1 protein-coding gene and 1 pseudogene are annotated in these 1,102 nt (G+C 77.5%); one reads left to right on the forward strand and one right to left on the reverse strand.

Annotated features, from left to right (window positions below):
* Positions 1–346, forward strand: a pseudogene (locus tag AC0CYZ_RS16215) (hypothetical protein); the annotation flags it as partial.
* 23 nt (positions 347–369) lie between these two features.
* Here the strand turns inward: AC0CYZ_RS16215 and AC0CYZ_RS16220 are convergent.
* A partial coding sequence (locus tag AC0CYZ_RS16220) for a sensor histidine kinase (RefSeq protein WP_472217129.1) occupies positions 370–1,102 on the reverse strand: 733 nt, incomplete at its 5' end.

Raw genomic sequence — 1,102 nt, forward strand, 5'->3', positions numbered from 1 at the left:
GAGCGGCGCGCTCCGGGCGCAGGCGATCAGCTATCTCACCGGGCCCGCGGTGCACCCGCTCTGGTGGCACCCCGACGTCGACCTGGTCCTCGCACCGCACGCCTCGATGACCGACCAGCTCGTGCGGGCGGCCCACGCCCGTCCCGGGCGCGCGACGATCGTCGAGACCGCGCCCGCGACGCTCGAGCACCTCGCCTGCTCCGACGAGTCGGGCCGGCGCAGCGGTCCGCCCCGCCCGGACCCCGCCGAGATCATCCACCACGCCGCTGTCGCCCACCTCCACGGCTCCCGTCCGGGTCGTGTCGTCGGGCCGACCACCGTGGCGGAGGACGCGCACTCCCTCTGAGCGCCGGCGGCCGACCGGGGTGCTCAGCCCGGGTGAGGGCCGCGCGCGGTGGCGGCGGCGGACGGCGGCGCGGGGGCACCGCCCTCGCGCTCCGCGGACCCGGCCGGGACCGGCAGCTCGATCTCCACGATCGCCCCGCCCTCCGGCCGGTTGGCCGCTCGGGCCACGCCGTCGTGGCCCCGGGCGATCGTGGACACGATCGCCAGGCCGAGACCGCTGCCGCCCTCGCTGCGGGCGCGGGCGGTGTCGGCCCGGCGGAACCGTTCGAACGCGTGCGGGAGGAAGTCCGCGGGAAAGCCCGGGCCGTCGTCGGCCACCGAGAAGACGACACGATCGTCCTGACGGGAGACGGTGAGGGTCACCACCGCGTGCTCCGGACTGTGGCGGACCGCGTTCGCGAGCAGGTTGTCGAGCGCCTGCCGCAGCCGGTCGGGGTCGACGTCGCCCTCGAGGTGCGGCGGAGCATCGACGACGACGTCGACGTCGCGGAGGTCGCCCACCGCCGACGCGGCGCGGGCGGCGGATGCGGTCACCTCGGCGAGGTCGACCGGCCGCACCCGGAGGAATCCGTCGGACCCGTCGGCGCGGGCCAGTGTCAGGAGGTCCTCGGCGAGCCGGATGAGCCGGTCGGTCTCGGCAGCCGCCGAGGTCACCGCGTCGACGAGCTCGGCGCGGTCGCGCCCCGGTCGCCCGGCCAGCTCGAGCTCGGCGCGGAGGGTCGCCAGCGGGGTGCGCAGCTCGTGGCCGGCGTCGGCG

The sequence above is a fragment of the Actinomycetospora sp. genome (genome assembly GCF_055612215.1).